Source organism: Pseudoalteromonas sp. GW168-MNA-CIBAN-0100 (assembly GCF_040309225.1).
Taxonomy (GTDB): domain Bacteria; phylum Pseudomonadota; class Gammaproteobacteria; order Enterobacterales; family Alteromonadaceae; genus Pseudoalteromonas; species Pseudoalteromonas arctica.
The window spans coordinates 150,111-169,869 of sequence record NZ_JBEOOL010000001.1; the positions used below are offsets into that span (position 1 = coordinate 150,111).

General features: G+C 40.5%; 18 protein-coding genes. 4 read left to right on the forward strand and 14 right to left on the reverse strand.

Going from position 1 to position 19,759, the window contains the following annotated elements; genetic code table 11:
- Positions 1–61 precede the first annotated feature (61 nt).
- Complete coding sequence (gene gntU, locus AAEY62_RS00685) at positions 62–1,405, reverse strand: gluconate transporter (RefSeq protein WP_350634423.1); 1,344 nt, start codon at positions 1,403–1,405, stop codon at positions 62–64.
- 150 nt (positions 1,406–1,555) lie between these two features.
- On the opposite strand from gntU, the gene AAEY62_RS00690 reads away from it, so the two are divergent.
- Entirely contained in the window at positions 1,556–2,104 is a 549-nt protein-coding gene (locus AAEY62_RS00690) for a gluconokinase (RefSeq protein WP_197236777.1), read from the forward strand.
- A gap of 32 nt (positions 2,105–2,136) precedes the next feature.
- On the opposite strand, the gene AAEY62_RS00695 is transcribed toward AAEY62_RS00690, so the two are convergent.
- The 6 genes from AAEY62_RS00695 to AAEY62_RS00720 all read right to left on the reverse strand — a co-directional run bounded on the left by AAEY62_RS00695 (position 2,137) and on the right by AAEY62_RS00720 (position 8,981).
- Positions 2,137–2,325: a DUF1289 domain-containing protein gene (locus AAEY62_RS00695; protein ID WP_002960277.1), complete on the reverse strand. Its 189-nt coding sequence runs from the start codon at positions 2,323–2,325 to the stop codon at positions 2,137–2,139.
- 2 nt (positions 2,326–2,327) lie between these two features.
- On the reverse strand, positions 2,328–2,882 hold the full coding sequence (locus AAEY62_RS00700) for a hypothetical protein (protein ID WP_197236776.1): 555 nt from the start codon (positions 2,880–2,882) through the stop codon (positions 2,328–2,330).
- Positions 2,883–2,991: 109 nt separating this feature from the next.
- Positions 2,992–3,606 (reverse strand): bifunctional phosphoribosyl-AMP cyclohydrolase/phosphoribosyl-ATP diphosphatase HisIE, encoded by a 615-nt coding sequence (hisIE, locus tag AAEY62_RS00705; RefSeq protein ID WP_007580656.1) that lies wholly within the window; start codon positions 3,604–3,606, stop codon positions 2,992–2,994.
- Positions 3,597–4,376, reverse strand: coding sequence for an imidazole glycerol phosphate synthase subunit HisF (gene hisF / locus AAEY62_RS00710; protein WP_101162865.1), 780 nt, complete (start codon positions 4,374–4,376; stop codon positions 3,597–3,599). Before hisF ends, hisIE begins: the two co-directional genes overlap by 10 nt.
- Positions 4,377–4,840: 464 nt before the next feature.
- Complete coding sequence (locus AAEY62_RS00715) at positions 4,841–7,900, reverse strand: efflux RND transporter permease subunit (RefSeq protein WP_101162866.1); 3,060 nt, start codon at positions 7,898–7,900, stop codon at positions 4,841–4,843.
- Between the two features lie 10 nt (positions 7,901–7,910).
- Complete coding sequence (locus AAEY62_RS00720) at positions 7,911–8,981, reverse strand: efflux RND transporter periplasmic adaptor subunit (protein WP_101162867.1); 1,071 nt, start codon at positions 8,979–8,981, stop codon at positions 7,911–7,913.
- Between the two features lie 555 nt (positions 8,982–9,536).
- Here AAEY62_RS00720 and AAEY62_RS00725 point away from each other — a divergent pair.
- Together AAEY62_RS00725 and AAEY62_RS00730 are read left to right on the forward strand one after the other, a co-directional pair.
- Entirely contained in the window at positions 9,537–10,544 is a 1,008-nt protein-coding gene (locus tag AAEY62_RS00725; RefSeq protein ID WP_350634424.1) for a catalase family peroxidase, read from the forward strand.
- Between the two features lie 16 nt (positions 10,545–10,560).
- Positions 10,561–11,100 (forward strand): cytochrome b, encoded by a 540-nt coding sequence (locus AAEY62_RS00730; RefSeq protein ID WP_101163486.1) that lies wholly within the window; start codon positions 10,561–10,563, stop codon positions 11,098–11,100.
- 79 nt (positions 11,101–11,179) lie between these two features.
- On the opposite strand, the gene hisA is transcribed toward AAEY62_RS00730, so the two are convergent.
- The 6 genes from hisA to hisG are packed head-to-tail and all read right to left on the reverse strand — an operon-like array spanning position 11,180 to position 16,889.
- Complete coding sequence (gene hisA, locus AAEY62_RS00735) at positions 11,180–11,905, reverse strand: 1-(5-phosphoribosyl)-5-[(5-phosphoribosylamino)methylideneamino]imidazole-4-carboxamide isomerase (RefSeq protein WP_101163487.1); 726 nt, start codon at positions 11,903–11,905, stop codon at positions 11,180–11,182.
- A 33-nt stretch (positions 11,906–11,938) separates the two neighbouring features.
- The gene (gene hisH, locus AAEY62_RS00740) at positions 11,939–12,529 is read right to left on the reverse strand and encodes an imidazole glycerol phosphate synthase subunit HisH (RefSeq protein ID WP_197236775.1); all 591 of its coding nucleotides are present in this window, start codon (positions 12,527–12,529) and stop codon (positions 11,939–11,941) included.
- Positions 12,526–13,587 (reverse strand): bifunctional histidinol-phosphatase/imidazoleglycerol-phosphate dehydratase HisB, encoded by a 1,062-nt coding sequence (hisB, locus tag AAEY62_RS00745; RefSeq protein WP_024611093.1) that lies wholly within the window; start codon positions 13,585–13,587, stop codon positions 12,526–12,528. The genes hisH and hisB overlap by 4 nt, the downstream gene beginning before the upstream one ends.
- Positions 13,584–14,693, reverse strand: a complete 1,110-nt coding sequence (gene hisC, locus AAEY62_RS00750; RefSeq protein ID WP_197236774.1) for a histidinol-phosphate transaminase — start codon at positions 14,691–14,693, stop codon at positions 13,584–13,586. The genes hisB and hisC overlap by 4 nt, the downstream gene beginning before the upstream one ends.
- On the reverse strand, positions 14,683–15,984 hold the full coding sequence (hisD, locus tag AAEY62_RS00755; RefSeq protein ID WP_007580646.1) for a histidinol dehydrogenase: 1,302 nt from the start codon (positions 15,982–15,984) through the stop codon (positions 14,683–14,685). The genes hisC and hisD overlap by 11 nt, the downstream gene beginning before the upstream one ends.
- A gap of 5 nt (positions 15,985–15,989) precedes the next feature.
- Positions 15,990–16,889, reverse strand: coding sequence for an ATP phosphoribosyltransferase (gene hisG / locus AAEY62_RS00760; RefSeq protein WP_007580644.1), 900 nt, complete (start codon positions 16,887–16,889; stop codon positions 15,990–15,992).
- Between the two features lie 419 nt (positions 16,890–17,308).
- Here hisG and AAEY62_RS00765 point away from each other — a divergent pair, with 419 nt between their 5' ends.
- Positions 17,309–17,545 (forward strand): hypothetical protein, encoded by a 237-nt coding sequence (locus tag AAEY62_RS00765; protein ID WP_350634425.1) that lies wholly within the window; start codon positions 17,309–17,311, stop codon positions 17,543–17,545.
- 112 nt (positions 17,546–17,657) lie between these two features.
- Here AAEY62_RS00765 and AAEY62_RS00770 read toward each other — a convergent pair whose 3' ends face one another.
- On the reverse strand, positions 17,658–19,514 hold the full coding sequence (locus tag AAEY62_RS00770; protein WP_350634446.1) for a cytochrome c/FTR1 family iron permease: 1,857 nt from the start codon (positions 19,512–19,514) through the stop codon (positions 17,658–17,660).
- Between the last annotated feature and the right edge of the window lie 245 nt (positions 19,515–19,759).

The following is a 19,759-nucleotide window of genomic DNA, read 5'->3' on the forward strand; positions in this document are numbered from 1 at the left end:
TAAATAACAAAAGGCTCAGGTAATTTTTATATGTGTGATGATAACTCTACATACTGTAATTTTACAAAAACAGAGAAATAATCATAGCGACAAGTGCGCCAACAGTACCAATAATGGTTTCCATAACTGTCCATGTTTTAAGAGTTTGCATTTCGCTCAAACCGAGATAGCGACTCGCTAACCAAAATCCTGAGTCGTTTACATGAGAGAGCACAATAGAGCCCCCACCAATAGCGATGGTAACAGCGGCAAGCTGCGCTCCATCAAGGCCTAAAGGCTGAAGCATTGGAATAATTAAGCCACACGCTGTAAGCATAGCTACTGTCGCAGAGCCTTGAATGACCCGCACAGCGGCTGATAATACAAAAGCGAGTATTACAATCGGTAAGCCTGAGCCAGCTAAGTAATTACCCAGTGCCGTACCTACTCCTGAATCAACTAATACTTGTTTAAATACCCCACCGGCACCAGTGACAAGAATAATAATTCCCGCAGGTTGTAAGGCACTACCACAAATTTCCATGATTCTAGCATTAGGGACACCGCGCCTTGCGCCGAGCAAATAAAATGCCATTAGGCAGGCAACTAAAATTGCAGTAAATGGATGACCTATAAAGGCTAACCAATTATATAAATCAGAGTCTTTTTCAACAAAGCGACTACCAATAGTATTTAAACTAATCATAATTAATGGTAAAGCAATCAAACCTAATGCTAATCCAAAACTAGGCGTCCCTTTACCAACTCTTTGGTTATCGTCGATTTGTTCGTGCTGTGGGAGTTCTACATGAATAGATTTAGAAATAATAGAGCCCCAAATTGGACCTCCTATAATCATTGCCGGTATGGCAGCAATAAGGCCAAATAAAATCATATAACCATAGTCAGCGCCTAATTGAGAGGCAACCAAAATCGGCCCTGGCGCAGGAATAAGAAACGCCTGACAAGACGCTATTCCAGCAAGTAGCCCAATACCAATTTTAACAACGCTGCCACCGCCTTTTCTTACCACAGCAAAAACAATACCGATTAAAAGTACAACGGCTACATCAAAAAACAGGGGGAGGGCACAAATAAAGCCCGTAAAGGTAAGCGCCCAATTAGCGTTTTTTTCTCCAAAACGGTGTAAAAGTGTGTGGGCAATACGATCCAGCGCGCCGGTTTCTTCCATTACTTTGCCAAACATGGCGCCTAAAGCGACCACCACCGCTACAAAGCCTAGCGTTCCAGCCATTCCCTTTTGAATTGTACCGGCAATTATTTCAGGGCTCATTCCTGAGAGTAATCCTGTAATCATAGAAACAAGGATTAAAGAGACGACAGCATGTAGTCGTACTTTCATTACTAAGAAAAGCAATAAAAATATGGAGCCTGCCGCTGTTAGTATTAAAGATAGATCTGACATTTTTCCCTACTTATATTCAGTGTGAATTATGATGTTTAGTGTGTGTTTAACTTCACTTTCGTATTTGTTACCGGTAACATGTTACCCGTAACTCAATATAATATATACATTGAAAATAATTAATTATTAAATTAAGGCGAGGGTAAATACATGAGTAACACAAATGTAGGTCGTGTTTATATTGTAATGGGGGTTTCAAGCACAGGAAAGTCAAGTGTGGGTGATGCATTAGCAAAGCGCATTGGCGCTAAATTTATCGACGGAGACGATTTACATCCCAAGGCTAATATATTAAAAATGTCATCTGGGCAGCCTTTAAACGATGCTGATCGTGTGCCTTGGCTAGAAAGAATACGTGATGCTGCATTTAGCATTGAAAAGAAAAATGAAATTGCGGTAATAGTCTGCTCTGCATTAAAAAAGAAATACCGAGAACAAATATGTGACGGAAATACAGGTATTACCTTTTTACATCTTTATGGTGATTTTGAACTGGTTAAAAGCCGTATGCAGGACAGAAAAGGACATTTTATGCCTGTTGATTTACTCAAAAGCCAATTTGAAGCGCTAGAAGTGCCAAAAGAAGATGAGCCCAATGTTATAAATATAGATATTAATAACTCATTCGAGCAAGTAGTCGAAAGCTGTATTAGCGCAACTAAAATGAATAGTCACAACAAGTTAAAAGTTTTTAGTTAACTGTTACTTTTAACATTTAGGGGCTTTATTTTTTATGAGTTAGCATCTGCTCGTGGTGTTTCTAAAATCGCTTTTTTTTCATCTTCAGATAATATTATCCAATCAAAAATTTCTTCGTTAGTACGCCCACAACCGGTGCAGTAACCGCTGCGCCTTTCGCATATTCCTAGGCAATCAGTTTTAAATTTAGATGGTTTTTTGTTTTGATTTAATTGGCGCATAATTATAGCCCTAACGGTGGTGCAATTTCAAAGCGAGTAGAAAACCCATTACCTTCTTGATTGGTAGAGAGTGTAATGACAGGGGTTTTAGTATTAAGTACAAATGTGCTGTAAATTGAACTTGCTGTTTCTTTTTGGCTTTCAAACCAACCTGTTGTGGTTAAGCATTGGCGTAATTGCTTAGCCAGTTTTTGATGAGACCTTACGGTTTGCGTTTGTGTATTAACAGGTGTTTGGCATTGGTAGCTTGCTTGCTCTGAATTATTTAAAGTAACCGTACAGGTTGCTCCAATAATATGAGTATTAGTACGCCATTTATTAGTAAACTGGTTATTTACTTTATCTGTTTTGATTGAATTAAAACCAGACTCATAACCATTTATTAGGTTATTTATGGTGCTGCATTCATCGAGTGTTACTGTGGTTTTTACAGACTGATTCGTTGTAGTAGTGGTTGCTGTAGTTGTAGTCTGATTAGTTTTGCTGGTACAGCCCGCTAAAATAAACGCGATAACTAAAATAAATGCGACAATAGAAGGAGTAATATAGTTTTTCATAGTTCACAGTAACCGATTAATTTAGCCACGCACTATATCACACGTGATTTACTGTAAAAATAAAAAGGCCCATAAGATATGAGCCTTTTTCAATTTGCTTTAGCAGGTGCTATTTATGGCGACCTTGCAAGCATTTAACTACATCTTCAAGGGCTAAGCCTTGGCGTTGTAGCAATACTGTAAGGTGATAAATTAAATCAGCAGACTCGTTTGTTAGCTCATCGTTATCGTGTTTCATAGCGGCAAGGGCAACTTCTACGCCTTCTTCACCTACTTTTTGACAACTACGGCTTAAGTCTTTTGCAAATAATGACGCTGTGTAGCTTTTTTCAGGGTCGTCGTTTTTACGCGCTACAATCACATCTTCTAACTGTGCTAAAAAGCTTAAACTTGGTTTTGCTTCATCACCAAAACAGCTTTGTGTGCCTAAGTGGCACGTTGGACCTTCTGGATTGGCAAGTACTAAAATTGAATCGTAGTCACAATCGGTATGCACAGATACTACGTTTAAGTAGTTTTCTGATGACTCACCTTTAGTCCATAAACGCGATTTTGAACGCGAGTAAAACGTCACTTTATTACTCTCAAGCGTAACGTTTAGTGCTTCGCTGTTCATAAAGCCTTGCATTAAAATAACACCCGAGCGGGCATCTTGAATAATAGCAGGGATCATTTCACTTTTAGCGAAATCGACTTGAGCTTGGTTTTGTTGTGTTACTTGCATAATCTTGCTGCCACTTGGTTATCTGTTAAAAATTGTTTTAGTTCGCCAATGTTAATCACATTTTTATGAAAAACGCTGGCGGCTAATGCACCATCTACTTTGCTTTGTTTAAATACATCAACAAAATCTTGCATGCTACCCGCACCGCCAGAGGCGATTAAAGGAATATCACACAGCTCGCGAATTTTACTCAGCTGCTCATTGTCGTAACCATTACGAACGCCATCTTGGTTCATACAGTTTAAAACAATTTCGCCAGCGCCTAAGTCTTGCACGCGCTGAACCCACTCTTGGGTTTTATAACGAGTACGGCTTGAGGCATTAGGATCGCCTGTAAGCTGATACACTAAGTATTCACCGGTTGTTTCATCGTAAAAGCTATCAATACCGACAACCACACACTGCTTGCCAAACTCATCGTGTAACTCTTTTATAAGCTCAGGACGGGCAATGGCTGGGCTGTTAATACTGATTTTGTCAGCGCCGCGCTCAAGCACGCGCGCTGCATCGGCTACCGATTTAATGCCACCCGCTACACAAAATGGAATATCGATATGGCGGGCAATATTTTCTACCCAATTCACATCGAGTAATCGTTTTTCAACGCTTGCACTGATCTCGTAAAATACCAGTTCGTCGGCACCGGCTTCACTGTACGCTTTAGCAAGTGTTAAAACATCGCCGACTATTTCATGGCCCTTAAATTTAACGCCTTTAACGACTTGGCCGTCTTTTACGTCTAAACAAGGAATTATGCGTTTTGATAACATGCGCTTACCTCGTTTTTAAAATTCTGGATTGTAATATGGTTATTATTACGTTTGTTATTGGTATAACTCATTAGAAGACACATAGACTGCACTTGATATGTTATATTTTTAATAAAAATGAATAGTTAATTTAATGAATGAATCTAAATGCATTACTATGCAATGAATTCTTGGCTCCACTATATAATAAAACTTGCGGTATGTTAATGGCAAAAGTTAGAACTAAAAGTGATAATTCATTCCGGAAAAACGCGCAATCTTGAAACCGTAGACTAAATTCATAAAATACTAAAAATTAGCGTGTTTCTTTAGAAAATCGATAGCAGTTTCGACCGGAATTTTTAGCCTCGTAAAGTGCTTGAAAAGTCTGTAATGTTGGCTGGAATTTTTTATAAATTGCATAGTCGCGATTTAATAATTGGCCATGACTTTTTACTAAGCATGGCCAATTTTTTTCGTTAGTATTAATTAGTTGTTTGTTCGCCTTGTTTAACGTTCATAAATATCGCGTAGAGCACGGGGATCACAATTAAAGTCAGTAGGGTGGCAAACAGTAGACCAAACACCAGTACCACTGACATCGATTGGAAAAACGCATCAAAGTATAGTGGTATTACCCCTAGTACGGTGGTGAGTGTGCCCATCATTACTGGCCTTACACGACTATTTGCCGAATCGATAATGGCCTCATAGCGTGGTTTTCCTTGGCGTATTTCCATATCCATTTGATCCACTAATACAATGGCATTTTTAATCAATAAACCAGAGAGTGATAACAAGCCTAGCAGTCCCATAAATTCTAATGGGATTTGTGTGGTTACCAGCCCAAAAACAACGCCAATTAACGCTAAGGGCACGACTAGCCAAATTATAATAGGTTGTTTTAATGCGTTAAACAGCACGATCACTATTAACACCATGGCTAAAAAACCAAGCGGAATGGTTGAGGCGAGCATTTCATTAGACTCTTTGGATTGACCATATTCGCCATCCCATTCTAGGCGGTAGCCTTGTGGTAGCTCAATGGCGTCTATTTTAGGTTTTACTCTATTAAACAACTCAGAAGCAAGCTCGCCTGGCAGCGGATCGGCCTGAGCTTTTATGGTCCATTCGCGGTCTTCGCGTTTTAATATGCCGTCGCGCCATACGGTTTTAAAGCCATTGGTGACTTGAGCAAGGGGCAGTGTTTCACCGGTTATATTGCTTTGCACTTGAATGTTACCAATATCGTTTATGTCTACGCGTTCTTTTTGTGGCGCTCTGACAATAATAGGAATGAGCTCTTCGCCTTCACGATATTGGCCAACGATTTGCCCTGAAAAGTTTTGTTGCAGTGCTTCGGCAACGGCTTTGCGCGTTACACCCGCGCGCTGTGCATTAATGGCAGAGTACTGTGGCTCAATAACACTAATGCGTTGTCGCCAGGTGTCTTTAATTGACAGCGCACCGCCATCTTCAATTAATACGGCTTTTGCTTTAGCTGCCAGCTCTCTTAGTACACTCGGATCGGGGCCTTTAAATGTGGCTTCTATTTTAGAGCCACCACCGGGGCCCATTACAAAGCGCCATACTTTGCCTTGCGCATCCACAAAGTTGTTATCGATGAAGTTTTGTACCCTAGGTAAGAGTTGATCTAGTTTTTTATAATCATCGACTTTAGCTAAAATTTGCCCGTAAGAGCTGTTGGGTGATTCGCTGCCATAAATAAGCATGTAACGTAATCCGCCGCCACCAATAAGAGTTTGTATGCCTTCAACGCCGTTTTGTTGTTTTACAAACGCTTCAAGTTTGAGCATGTCTTTTTTGGTTTTTTCAATATCGGTGCCTTGCGGTAACCAAAAATCAACCACCATTTGCGGCGTGGTAGAAGCTGGGAAAAATCCTGATTTTACAAATTGAAAACCCCACATAGACACACTAAACATGGCAACCACGACAGTAACCGTTAACCAGCGATGATGAAGCGCCGACACCACAACCGATTGATACAACGCCATAAGTTTATTAGGTTTTACTGATGCTGAGGTATCGGTATCTTGTTCTTTAAATAAGCAATAACAAAACAGGGGCGTTAGGGTAATGGCAAATAACCAGCTGTATAACAAAGAGATTAAAATAACCCAAAATAAATGACCGGTAAATTCAGCTGTATCGCCCGGTGCGAGGCCAATAGGTGCAAAGGCAACAATGCCGACTAATGTGCCGCCAAGTAGTGGCCATTTAGTTTGTTTTACAACTTCACTGGCAATGTCTAACTTTTTACGCCCTTGTTGTGTGCCTACCAAAATTCCTTCTGTCACCACAATCGCATTATCAACCATCATACCGAGGGCAATAATAAGCGCACCTAAGGAAATACGGTGCATGGGTATACCGCTAAAGTCCATGGTAGCAAGGGTCGCAAAAATAGTTAGCAGTAACACGGCACCAATAATAACCCCAGAGCGTAACCCCATAAATAGCAGCAGCGTGACCATGACAATCACCAGCGCCACTAATACATTAACCACAAAGTTATCGACAGAGTCTTGTACCACTTTTCCTTGGTGATAAAACTCATGCACGCTGATGCCAAGCGGTCTTAGGTTTTCAGTTTGCTTTACTTTGTCATCAACGCGGTCAAATACTTTTACCACATTAGCGCCTAATACACTGGCAACTCCCAGTGATATGGCAGGCTTGGAGTTGTAGCGCACTAACTTGGTTGCTGGGCTTTGAAAACCGCGGTATACATTGGCAATATCTTTTAGGTAAATGGTTTTACCTTTAGCACTGGCACTTACCAGTAGGTTTTTAATGGTATCAACGGAGTTTATTTCCCCGGTGGGATCAATAAAAATACGTTGATCGCCAATTTGGGTATTACCTGCACTCAATACGGCGTTTTGTTCATCCAAAATACCGTAAATGTTATTAATAGACACGCCTAAAGAAGCTAACTCTTCTCGGGCTATTTCTACAAATATCCCCTCTTGTTGTACGCCCGTCATGGCAACTTTTGCTACACCGTCTACTTGTAAAATGTCACTTTGTAGCGTTTTAGCATAGGCATGCAGTTCATCGGGGGAGTAACCTTCGGCAGTAATTAAATAACTCAAGCCATATACATCGCCATAATCATCAAACACTTTGGGGGTCCCTGTACCAGGAGGAAGTGTTGGGCGAGTATCGTTAATTTTGTTTCTGAGTTTAGTCCAAATAACTTGTAGCTCAGATTTGGTTGGCGAAAATTCTGATTTAATTTCTACTTTAATTTCAGATAAGCCCGTTGATGAGGTCGACGATATAGTATCGACTTCTTGTAACTCTTGAATGGCACGCTCAAGCGGCTCGGTCACTTCTTTAGCAACCTCAAGCGGGCTCGCGCCTGAATAAGAAACAAATACTTGTGCGGTGCGAATTATAAATTCGGGGTCTTCAAACCGAGCCATGTTTTTGTATGACGAAAAACCAAAGCCAAGCGTTAAAATGATGAGTATAGTGCTAATTAATTTATTATTTATTGTCCACTTTGCTAAATCCATTACTGCGCTCCTATGCTTTAGTCCAAGGACGTACTTTCATACCCTCAGTCACATAGTTTGCACCTGCACCTACAATCACATCACCTGCTTTTAACCCCGCAGTAATAATCAGTTGTTCGCCAATACCTTGTTCAATAGTGACGAGTGTTTTTGATACTTGCATTGTTTGTTGGTCAACAGTCCATACAAAATGCTGGCCGTTTTCTTCAAAAATGGCAAAGGTAGGTACCGCCAGTCGTGTAGCAGTTGAACTCGTTTGACGCTCTATTTTTAGGCTGGCATTCATGCCAGGTAATATATTAAGGTTATTGGGCACAGCAAACGAAAAGCGTACTTCATAGGTTTGACTGGCAGAATCGGCTTCTAAATTGGCACGTCTAAATGTGGCAGCAATAGGGGGAGCCGATACATCTTGTAAAATAACAGTCGCTGAATTGTTTTGTTTAGAATCAACCGTAGCCACAACTGAAGCGGGAATATTTACAACCGCTTCCATTTCACCTTTACCAAAAAGGGTAACTACATGTTGCCCAGCACTGATGTTTTCAAGCTGCTTTACCGGAACTTCTGCAACAATGGCATCATAAGGAGCAACAATAGTGCTATCCGTTAAGGCTTTTTGCGCTGAGTCATACTGTGATTCGGCTACTTCTTTTTTAGATTTTAGTTGCTCTATATCTCGCTGTGAAATAACCCCATCTTTTGCAAGCTGTAAACCACGTTGATAGTCATTGTCGGCCGTTTCAAACTGTACCTTGCTTGATTTAACTTCATTAACAAAATTACGTTGCTCCAATGCGGCTATTACGTCTCCTTTTTTTACGTTTTGCGCGGCAATAACGTTGAGCTTTTCTAGTTTACCACTGACCTGAAAGGCCAGTTTTGAGCTGTTTATTGTATCTATAGTGGCAGGGTAGGTGAGTGTTTTTGATTGAGACCCATCATCAATGGTTATTAACTTAACAGGACGAGGCTTTTTTTGTTTTTGAGTGCTGACTTCGCTATCTGAACAACCGGCTAACAAAAACAGTAGCGCAATACTAATAAAATTAAATTTAGTAAAACATCGTTTATTGATCATCTTGCTTACCTTAAATAAAAAGTGCGGTGTTAATCGTTGGCATTTTTGTGTGGTTTAAAATTATAAAATGCGTAAATGTGTTTATTTTCGAATTTACCTGTAATGCTGTTTATTAAGCTATAACTACTTACTACTTGAAAAAAGCAGTAGATAACTAGTGAGTAATAAATAATATTTTAATTTCAACAGTTTATTATTGCTGTACGGTTTTGTTTTAATTTGTGTGATTTTGTAGAACGTAATAAATCAGCACCCCAATGCTTGCTTTGTATCAACATTAGTATAATTAACAATCGGTTTTTTTAAAGCGCAGCTTATAAAGATTATATTTTTGGAATTTAAAATACTTAAAGTGGGATTTTTATTAATTGAATTGAAATATTAATTGCTTGGGGTCGGTCTTGTGAGTGTCGTGTCGGTATAACTAAATAAAAGCTATCCGATCTAAAGCATATCTCAGTAATGGTTAGCCATTAATTTAAAGACGTAATTAAAACTATGAAAAATTCCAAACATAATCATCATGAAAATAATCATACGAGGTCTAATCCTACCATGAGTAAAAAAATCACCTTAATTGCAATAATCACTTTATTTGCACTGACGATTTTATATTTTACCGACGCTTTTAACAGCGATGCGGTTACTGCGCAGCGTTTTGTTAATTTACAACAAGGTGATCAAGCCCATGCGGGTTTTCGTCGTGCTCACGCTAAAGGTATTTGTTTAGCGGGGTCTTTTGAGTCTACCGGTGAGCTTGCTATATATTCACAAGCCAAGGTATTTGATTTAGGCGCCACTCCTTTTGTTGGCCGTTTTTCTATTGCAGGGAATAACCCAACCGCGCCTGATTTAAAAGCACCGGTGCGCAGTTTAGCGTTTTCTATAACTACCGATGATAACCAAGAATGGCGCGTGGCAATGAATACGCCTCCAGTTATGGCTGTAGCGACGCCAGATGCGTTTTTTAAACAGTTACAAGCGCTATCCCCTGATCCGGTAACCAAAAAACGCAGCCCTGAAAAAATTAAAGCCTTTTTTGCTGCGCATCCAGAAAGTGCCGCATTTAATAACTGGAAAGCCAGTTACAAACCAACCAGCAGTTTTGCCACTGAGCAATACCACAGCATTAACGCTTTTTATTTGGTTGATGAACACGGTAAAAAGCACGCCGTACGCTGGATTGCTAAACCACAATTAAATGATGAAAACATTCAACCACTTAATAATGATTCAGTCGATGCATTGCAGCTACAACTTAAAGATCAAGTAGCACAAGCCCCCGTTAAATTCGACATGCTGTTTAGCTTTGCAACCGCTGAAGATGATGAAAATAACCCAACTGTTTTATGGCCACAATCACGCAAAACAATTAACGCAGGCACATTAGTTATCTCAAGCCTTCAGGCGCAAGAAGGAGGCGTGTGTGCTGATATGAACTTTGATCCCTTGGTACTTCCTACAGGGATAGAGCCAAGCGCCGATCCTATATTACGTGCCCGTGGCGCGGCTTATGCTGAGTCATTTCGTCGTCGTGCTAAAGAAGTACTTTTAAATAATTAATAACAGGAAATATCGAATGAAAACAATTAATAAATACTCAGCGTCGAGTATGCTTATTCACTGGGCGATGGCATTAATCATACTTTCTATGTTATTTCTTGGTCTGTCGATGGTGCAAAGTTTAGCGGTTTGGCAAGTAGAGGCCATTGCGCTGCATAAGTCGTTTGGTGTTTTAGCGTTAGTGTTAGTTGCTATTAGATTAATCAATAAACTAGTCACCACCAGCCCTGCATTACCACCCAGTGTGCCTAAAGCTCAGGCATTAGCAGCGCATTTAACCCAAGTGGGTTTATATGCATCTATGATTTTAATGCCGATTTCAGGCTGGTTAATGCAAAGCGCTGATGGCCGCCATGTGAGCTTTTTTGGTTTATTTACTTTGCCTAGCCTAGTAAGTAAAGATATTGAACTATATGCTTTTTTCCGTGAAGCACATGGGTTTATTGCTTATGCATTTTTATTGTTTATTTTTATGCATGTTAGTGCCGCGCTTTACCATGGTTTAATAAAGCAAGATGGCGTATTAGGCTCTATGTTGCCGGGTAAGCATAAATAAACTGATTGTTTTATACAAAAAAGGCACAGATGCGCTCGCACCTGTGCCTTTTTTGATTTAGCTGCTTAGACCTATCTGTTTAGCTTAATTTAAGCGCCTCTTCTACGCTAAAGGCACCATCTAATAAAGATTTACCCAAAATTACGCCGCCCACACCAAGTTCGTTTAGCTTTTTAATATCATCCAACGAACTCACACCACCTGAGGCTTGTACTTTAATATCAGCGTTGTGCTTTACTAGGTCTTCGTATAGTTCAAATGAAGGGCCTGTCATGGTGCCGTCTTTACTGATGTCCGTGCATAAAAAATCAATAATGCCCAGCTCAACATAAAAATCAATAAGTTCAAATAGCCCAAACTCAGATTCATTTAACCAACCATGGGTTGCAGGCGCCCAACCGGACTCTGTTTTATTAACATCAAGGGCAATTACAAAGTGCTCAGCGCCAAACTTTTCAATCCAAGCTTTAACCTGTTCACGCTTTTCAACTGCCATAGAACCAATAACCACTTGGTTTGCACCGGCTTTTAGCCAATCGCTCACGTCTTGCTCTGAGCGAATACCGCCGCCCACTTGGTACGGTACGTTAAGTGCTTTGGTTGCAGCTTGAATATGTTTCCACTGCTTTTTACTTGGATCGCGTGCACCTTCTAAATCAACAAGGTGTAGTTTACCTGCGCCGCTGTCGGCGTATTCTTTTAAACGCGCGCCAAGTTCGAAAGGGTAAAACTGTGCTGTGTCGTATTTACCTTGGTACAAGCGCACAATTTGATTTTGTAATACGTCTAATGCTGGAATAATCACAAATAATCTCTTTTTTGTTAGTTAATGGGCAGCTTATAACTGCCAATCTAGAAAGTTTTGTAATAAACGGGTGCCTACTTTCGCGCTTCGCTCTGGGTGAAATTGCATACCGGCATAGTTATCTTTAGCGACAATGGCTGAGAAAGTTTGCCCGTATTCACTACTGACTAAAGTGGCATCGTTAACGGTGTGCGCAAAGCTGTGCACATAATAAACCTGATCGTCTTTATGTAAGCCTTTGGTTAGTGGGTGCGCTTGTTGGATAGATAAGTTATTCCACCCCATATGCGGTGACGTTAAACTACCTACATCCAGTGCTTTTACTAGGCCTGGTATTTTACCTAAGCATTGCACGTTGCCTTCTTCGGTGCTTTCGCACAGCAACTGCATCCCTAAACAAATCCCCATTAGCGGGCGTTGATACTCGTTAATAGCTTGCTGCCAACCATTATCGACTAGGCGTTTCATAGCAACCGACGCGTGACCTACACCTGGCAATATAGCGCGCTCAAAACCCGCTAATTGCTCTGGTGATGTAATTACTGTTGGCGTTTGCCCTAAGCGTTCAAACGCAAAACGTACTGAATTTATATTGGCACAACCGGTATTAATTATGGCAATCATAAACATCCCTTAGAGCTGGCTGTTTGTTGGGTCGTATCTTGTGCTACTGCCATACGAAGGGCGCGTGAAAACGCTTTAAATAAGCCTTCTACTTGGTGATGACAGTTACCGTCGCTTACCGATAAAATAAGGCTAATGGCGGCGTTATCACTTAAGCTTTTGAAAAAGTGCTCAACCATTTGTACGTCTAAATCACCGGCTTTTTCGCGGCTAAAGTTAGCGTTTAATACAAATGATGCACGACCCGATAAATCAATTTGTGCTTCAGCTTTACATTCATCCATAGGAAGAGCAAAACCATAGCGCGCAATTTGCGATTTAGTGCCAAGCGCTTGTTTAAGTGCGACACCAAGAGCAATACCAATGTCTTCAACCAGGTGGTGCTCGTCTATGTGTAAATCGCCTTTGGCTTTAATGTTTAAACCAATGTTTGCGTGCGTGCGAATTTGATCAAGCATGTGATCAAAAAAGCCAAGACCGGTGTCTATGCTGCCATTCTTAGTTTGATCTAAGTTTATTGCCACATCAATTTGGGTTTCTTTGGTATTGCGTGTAACACGACCTTCGCGGTTTGCGGTGGTCAATTTAGTTACTATGGCACTCCAATCGCCATCGTATAAAATACCTTCACAACATAGATTTTGAGCAAGACCAATATCAGTTTCACGGTCGCCAATAACAAAAGAGCGCGCTAAGTCTACTTTGCCTGAGCGCATAAGCTCGGTAAGTAAGCCTGTTTTAGGTTTACGGCAATCGCAGTTTTGCTCGTTAAAGTGAGGGCAAATTAATACTTCGTCAAAGCTAATGCCTTGGCTTTGCATTATGTCCATCATTTTGTCTTGTGCTATATCAAAATCAGCAATAGGGAAGCTATCTGTGCCCAAACCATCTTGGTTAGATACCATAACTAAACGGTAACCTGCAGCTTGTAATTGTAATAACGCAGGGATAACGCCAGGTAAAAATGCTAGCTTTTCAAGGCTATCTACCTGTTTGTCGGTAATTGGCTCTTCAATGATAGTGCCGTCGCGGTCGATAAATAAATAGGGGTTACTCATGATACTTCGTTTCCTGCTAAAGATGCTGTGGAAGCTGGCGTTTGTAAGCCATCTAACCAAATTTTTACTTGTTCAAGTTCTTGTTCACTACCAATTGAAATTCGTAGCCAGTCGTCTTCACCGTATAGCGTAAAAGCGCGCATAACCAAACCTTGCTCAAGTGCAATTTTAAAGTAGTTTTTATCGGCTAATTTTAAAGTAACAAAGTTACCTTCACCAGTGAGAATTTTTAATGCAGCAGGGGAGGCGTTTAGCCAATCCACTAATTTAGCTTTTAAGCTATTTAAAATAGTAACTTGGCGGCGCATTGATGTAATTGCATCAGGTGCAATTGCTTGCGCTGCAATACTTGCTACTACGCCCGATACCGGATACGGCGCAATGACTTTACGAATTGGCGCAAGAGTTGCTGCTTGTGCAAGGGTAAAGCCTGTTCTAAGGCCCGCTAGCGCAAAGGCTTTAGAAAGCGTACGCAATACGACTACATTACTAAACTCATTAATAAGCTTAGTCGCGCTTTGCTCTGGGCAAAACTCTATATAGGCTTCATCAACAATAACTAATGCAGAACCCGCAAGTGCTGTAGCAATCGCTTTTACTTTATCAAGTGGTGTTAGGCTGCCCGTTGGATTATTTGGGTTACAAATAAATACTAGTTTTGAGCTGCCAACAGCTGCAACTATTTCGTCAGCACTGCCACTTAATAATAATTCTTGGGTAAGCGCGTTAATACCAACGTTGTGTGTATCGGCGGTAACTTTGTACATACCGTAGGTTGGTAAAAATAGCGCAATACTATCTTTAGCTGGCTCACAGTATGTGCGCACTAAAAGCTCAATGCCTTCATCTGCGCCGCGCGTCATTAATATATTTTCGCTTTCAAGCTCTGTATAAGCGGCGTACCTGTCAATAACCAGTTGCGGTTGTGGATCGGGGTAGCGATTTAAATCCTCAATACTCAGTTCAAGATTTCTAGCATACGGGCTTTCGTTAGCATTTAGCCACGTAGTACCGGTTAGCTTTTCACTTTTTGCAGAGCTGTATGCAGCAAGGGCTGCAATATTTTTAGGTAATAAGCTAGACGCTTGTGCGCTCTCATTGCTCATTTTTAATTGCCTCTAAACGAATTGAAACCGCATTAGCGTGGGCATCAAGGCCTTCTGCATCTGCAAGTGGTAAAATAGCTTTTGAAAGCTGCGTTAAACCACTTTTAGTAATTGTTTGCACTGTGTATGTACGAAAAAAATCAAGTAAGTTTAAGCTCGAGTAAGTTGCACTATAACCATATGTTGGTAACACGTGGTTAGTACCCGATGCGTAATCGCCTGCAGATTCTGGCGTGTAGTCACCTACAAATACTGAGCCTGCGTTTTTAACTTTATCTAGGTAAGGTGTTGCATCGCCTAGTTGTAAAATTAAGTGCTCTGGTCCGTACTGCGCAGATACATCAAATGCTTGCTCAATTGAATCAACTAAAATAAGTGAAGAATTAGCGAGCGCTTGCTCGGCTGTTTCTTTGCGGCTCAAATTAGCCAGCTGGCGTGTAAGTGCCTGCTGAGTTTGTTCTATAATACTCTCACTGTTACATAATAAAATAACTTGCGAGTCTGCGCCGTGCTCTGCTTGTGAGAGTAAATCGGCGGCTATAAATTCTGGGTTTGCGCGTTCATCTGCAATAACAAGTACTTCAGACGGACCTGCTGGCATATCAATTGCCATACCTGGAATAGTTTGCGCAACGAGCTGTTTAGCCATTGTTACAAAGCTATTACCTGGGCCAAATATTTTGTTCACTTTAGGAACCGATTCGGTGCCATAAGCCATTGCTGCAATTGCGCCTGCGCCACCACTTTCTATCAAAGTAGTAATGCCACATAACTTAGCTGCATATAAAATAGCAGGGTTAATCGCTTTATCACCTTGTACTGGTGTAGCAAGTACAACGGTTTTTGCGCCGCTTAACTGCGCTAATACACCCTGCATAATAACCGACGATGGCAGTGGAGCACTGCCACCGGGTACATAAATACCGACTGCTTCGATGGCTTGATATTTCAGTTCACATACAACGCCTGGTTGGGTCGATAATTTAATATCTTTTGGCAATTGCGCTTCGTGAAAACGTTTAACGTTTGCATAAGCAGTATCAATTGCGTATTTAAGCTCTGCACTCAGTGCTTGCTCTGATGCGTTAATTTCATCAAGCGGAACACATAAGCGAGGGTTAGATCTATTATCAAACTCTTTAGCCATACTAAGTAAGGCTTCATCGCCTTGCTCTTTTACGTTAGCTAAAATAGTTTTACATATAGCTTCAACCTTGGCACTGGCAGAAACTGCAGGGCGCATTAGCGCCGCTGCTTGTACTTGTGAAGATTCCTCATTCCAACGAAGCATGGCACTTACTCCATCATTTTTTCAATTGGCATAACTAAAATAGAGTTAGCGCCTAGGGCTTTTAACTGCTCCATTGTTTCCCAAAATAATGTTTCGCTGCTTACCATGTGAAGTGCTACGTATTCATCGTTACCAGCAAGGGCAAGCAGAGTAGGTTGACCAGAACCTGGTAAAATTTCACAAATTTCATCAAGTTTGTTTTTTGGTGCGTGTAGCATGATGTATTTGCTTTCTTTAGCTTGTCTAACACCACGTAGGCGCGGCATAAGCTTATTGATTAGTGCTAGTTTGTCAGCATCTTGAAGATCTTTATTTTGAATTAAACACGCGTTTGATTCTAAAATTGTTTCGCCTTGAATCAAGCCGTTAGCTTCAAGTGTTGCGCCAGTAGATACTAAATCACAAATTGCATCAGATAAACCTGCACGCGGTGCTACTTCAACAGAACCCGTAAGCATTACTGTACTTGCGTTAATGCCTTCGCGCTTTAACCACTGAGTTAAAATTTCTGGGTAGGTAGTCGCAATACGTTTGCCTTCAAACCAGCTCTTATCGCGAGCGCCAAGCTCTTGTGGCCATGCAAGTGCAAGACGACAGTAACCAAAGTCTAGTTTTGAAAGTTTGGTTACTTCACTTGGAACACCTTGTCGTTCACGTTCTGCTTGAACTTCTACAAGTACGTTTTCGCCAACTATGCCTAAGTCACATACACCGTCCATTACTAAACCCGGAATATCGTCATCGCGCACACGTAGTACGTCAATTGGCATATTAGTTGAGTGTGCAATTAAGCGTTGTTCACGAAGGTTAAGTTTAACACCTAACTGTTTAAGCAGATCTTGACAATCTTTAGATAGGCGGCCGCCTTTTTGGATGGCGATACGTAGACGATTACTGTTGTTCATTATTCATTTTCCTTTAATTTAAAAACTAAAAACCCCGAGGGGAACCTCAGGGCGAAAATGAATCAATGTTATTTGAATCGCCAGAGGTTCCTTTTAGGAATAACCTCTCAGCGAAAGACCTGACAGGTTATTCCGGTGAATGGTGGTGATGATGTACTGTTGTCAGGTTTAAGCGCATTTTTTATCCTATATAACTGCCCGTTGCTTTGTTAACGTGCAGTTGTTATCTGTTTAAATAAATTTCGCATTCATAAAAACATAAACAGCTATATTATGGCAAGTTTTTTTTAGCTTAATTAAAGCATATGTTATAACTGTCGATAATATTAAGATAATAAGCGCAATTTTAGCGAATAATTGTTTGTTTATCATTCAAATTTAGCATTTTGATAATCAAACAGTTAAATAAGGAAGTACGTATGGATATCATGATCCCTTATTTAGGAAAAATCACCAGGCTAGAAGTTGAGTCAAAAAGTGCTTTTCATATTGCGGGTGTACAAAGTGGATCGGCTACTGAAAAAGTTGAACTAGAGAATAAAAAAAGGCGTGAGTTACAGAAAAAGAAAAAGCTCAATATGCTTGATGATCAAAATAATAAAAAAAAGTCTAACCTAGATGATGACGAAAACACCCATTTAGATACATGGGCTTGATAATACCAACTTTACTAAATACATAAGCAATTAACTCAAAAAGGCCCTTGCGGGCCTTTTTACTATGTATTTTGCTTATGCCAATTAGCTTAAACTCTTAAGCAGATTGGCATTACTCTTGGTTTTTGCTTTTTAATATATAAAAGCTAAATATAGCGAACACGCATACTTGAGCCACAATACCTTGCCATGTTGACTTTATACCAAGCCATGCAATATCAAAGCTCATTGGTAGCGGCGCAATACCTATTATGTCGGCCTCTTGTAATGCAATAACAGCTTTGCCCATAAGCACAAACGAGAGTGCAAATAATAGGTAAGTGGTAATGGCAAAAAACTTAGCAACCGGTAATTTAATTGAGTACTTAATTAATACCCACGTAATAATAGCCAGTATTGCTACAGCTATCGCAAAACCCGAAGCAATAGATGAATATTGGGCAGGCGAGCTTTGCGTTAATAAAGACTGATAGAACAATACAGTTTCAAAGACTTCTCGGTATACGGCTATAAACGAAAGCCCTGCTAAACCCCATAATGTACCCGACTCAAGACGCTTATCTATATTGTCTTTGATGTATTTTTGCCATTGCTGCGCACTGGTTTTACTGTGCATCCATACGCCAACATAAAGTAAAATTACAGCGGCAAACAATGCACCAGCACCTTCCATAACTTCGCGACTTGCACCACTTATTTCTATTAATGTTTGCGCCGCAGCCCACGTTAAACCACCTGCAAGAAGTGCGCTTACCCAACCAATATGTACATATTTAAGTGCGTCTTGGCGTTTAGTTTTAATAAGTACGGTCATAAGGGCAATAATAACGAGGAGTGCTTCTAGGCCTTCGCGTAGTAATATAACTAAACTCGCTGAGAGGAGTGCACCATCAGTTAGTTTGGTTTCGTTTAGCATGCTATCTGCTTTAGCGAGTTGAGCTAGCGCTGCACTTACTTTTTCGCCAACGATGGCTGTATCTTTCTCGTTTTTAAATGTTTGGCGCAGGTTCATCAGTTGTACTTCGATGTTTTTACGCAGTGTTTCGTCGTAGGCATTTAAGTTGTTTTCAACAAGCTCAAAGCCATCTAGGTAAGCGCTAATTGCTAAATCACTTGCTTGTGAGTAATTGCCTTTAGCATGCGCGGCTTGCGCTGCAAGCAACTGTGTGCGAGTAACCGTTATCGGATTCTTTTTACCGGTAAATAGTTGCTCTGGATTACCACGAAGCCATTTAACGTAATGTGCTTGTGCTTCACTTTGACCTGCCGATAATTGTGCAGGGTTTAAGTTTACAATCTGCGAAGCGGTAATGTTTTGCTCTAGATTTTGTGGTTTTTGAACATCTTTAAATGCCAAGCTACCTACATAAAAAGCTAAAGACCAACGTTGTTGTTCATTAAATTGAGTAAAAGCAACCATTGGCGTGTCGTTAATACCGTTACTTACAGCGTCAAATAAACCCATTAATGAGCGGTTAGTTGCGCGTTCTTCATCGGTAAAATTGGTAGGCTCTGGTGATAAGTTTTTTGCAAGCGGGCCGTCGCCTTGACCACTAGGGCCGTGACACATTGAACAGTTAGCAGCAAAAAGCGCTTTGGTTTGCTCAACAGGAAGTAGTGATGTAGGTAACGATAGTTGCGGCATAAAGGTCAGTAGCGACTCACGAAGCGCTGAGCTTGCTGCACGTACATCGGCAACACTCGCTTTATTGGCAATCGCTGTATGCAGGGCTTTAGCTTGTGCTTTTACTGTATCAAACTCATTTGTTTGGCTTGATAGCTGTCCAGCTTGCTCAATAATAACGTGCGAAAATTCAGTCATTTCTTGATATTCGTCAGGATCAAGTATTTCACCATTCCCAACAGCTGCCACGTAATCAACACCTACATACTCTGCAAGCTGTGCAATTTGTTTTATTTTTGTTTGCTCATTAGGCGAGGCTGAAACACTAAAGCTTGCCATGACCATTATAAAAAGCATAAAAAAACATTGAAATTGTCGTTTGCTCAGAGACACCAAATTTAAAAACATGTGAGAATTATTTATGGACATCGAAAAGCCCTGTAGAGGAAAAGTCAAAATTATAATTGTTTTCATTTGCATTTCAAGCGGATTAATTTAAACAAAGCAGATAAATAAAAAGGATAACAATTTATAGAACTTTAAAGTGTTTTTGTAACACGTGAGTAACAGTAACCAAGTGATTTTTATAA